Source organism: Vibrio sp. D173a, from assembly GCF_030248475.1.
Map to the genome: position 1 here is coordinate 1 of NZ_JAHGAH010001508.1, position 898 is coordinate 898.

At 38.6% G+C, this 898-nt stretch carries 1 pseudogene; it reads right to left on the reverse strand.

Features of this window, described 5'->3' with window-relative positions:
* Positions 1-90 precede the first annotated feature (90 nt).
* Positions 91-504 (reverse strand): annotated as a pseudogene (locus KIV40_RS34385) (extracellular solute-binding protein); the annotation flags it as partial.
* Positions 505-898: the final 394 nt, after the last annotated feature.

Consider the following 898-nt stretch of genomic DNA (forward strand, 5'->3'; position numbering starts at 1 on the left):
TGGATGGGAAAGGACGCTGGGTCGACAATGTTTTCATAGAGCGATTATGGAGAAGCCTGAAATATGAGGATGTTTACTTAAAAGCTTACACAGTGCGACGATTGCTTCATTGTTCCAATTTTTAATTTTGCCAAGGTAGATATCCGCTAGGATTTCACCTGTTAGTTTCATTTCACCTGCTTCGATGCCAGGAATGTTTACAACCGGTACGATTGCACCCATTACCATTGGGAATTGAATCATCTCTTCTTTGTTGAGCTCTTCAATTGTTAACGGTGCATCTGTTGCGCCGAAATCAACGGTTTTAGCTGTGATTTGACGAATGCCACCACCTGAACCAATCGCTTGGTAGTTGATTTGCACACCAGTAGCTTGCTGGTACTGCTCAGCCCACTTCGCGTAGATTGGATGAGGAAAAGTTGCACCTGCACCATTAATCGTCGTATTGGCAGAAACATTAAATGTTGCCGCAACAAATAGAGACGACAATAGTGTAGTTTTAATCAATTTCACGGTATATCTCCAGTTAATCCATTATTATTCAGAATAATATCGGTGTTTGAATAAGTGTGACGTTCTAGTGTTCAAGTAACACATTGTGATTATTCAAGCTCAGTAAAATATGACTAGACTTATTAAGTTGTCGAAGGGGAGGTTATAAATCGAATATTTCACTTTTATTAAAGTCGATTTTGATTGGGTATTTATTGAAAAGGTTTATCTACAACAAAAAAATCTGATAAGAAAACTTCACAGAATATGGGTGTGTAAACGAGATTGGAGAGGAAATTGAAGAAAGAGTATGACGGTGAAATTGGGTGGTTGAGTCTTTAAGCCAGTCAAGAAAGACTCAGCTGTGATGTTAGTGAGAGCAAAGTCATATTAGCGAGCTATTCAT